Annotated in this window: 1 protein-coding gene; it reads right to left on the bottom strand. The window is 63.1% G+C overall.

Features of this window, described 5'->3' with window-relative positions:
• The coding region (locus ACSBPG_RS32080) for a polysaccharide lyase (RefSeq protein WP_435541308.1) at nucleotides 1-515 on the bottom strand (515 nt) is incomplete at both ends.

Here is a 515-nt window from a genome sequence, read left to right as displayed (position 1 = left end):
CATCATGCTCGCCAGGCTGGCCGAGCTGTCGCCGACGCGGACGTTGTCGACGTAGATGGTGCGGCTGTCGGCGCCGGTGTCGGTGCTCGACTTCCAGTCGTACTTGTAGAGGCCGATCTTCATGTAGGGACCGGCGTCGTCGACGTAGCAGGTGCCGCCCTCGAAGTCGACGACCTGCTTGCCGTCCTTGTAGAGCTCGAGGAAGCCGTCGCCGCTGGCCGACCACTTGATGTGATAGGTCCAGTTGGTCCAGTCGCCGATGTCCCCGTCGATCTTACCGAGGTCGTACTGGGTGATGTACTTGTAGCCGCTGGTGCCGTCCTGCGACGGGTGGGAGCGGATGATCAGGTTGTAGTGCTGCTCGCCGTTGACGTACTTGGTCTGCAGCGCCACCACCGGGTTGCCGGAGTCCGGCTGGGCATGCCACTGGGTGATGATGGTGTCGGACTTGTCCGTCTGCGACCAGCTCTCGGGCATGTAGGTGTCGAGGCTGTACCAGAACTCGCCGCCCATCT

It is taken from the genome of Azospirillum sp. ST 5-10 (assembly GCF_051225715.1).
Classification (GTDB): Bacteria; Pseudomonadota; Alphaproteobacteria; order Azospirillales; family Azospirillaceae; genus Azospirillum.
Note: the sequence above shows the minus strand (reverse complement) of the source record. Positions and strands in the feature narration are given on the sequence as shown.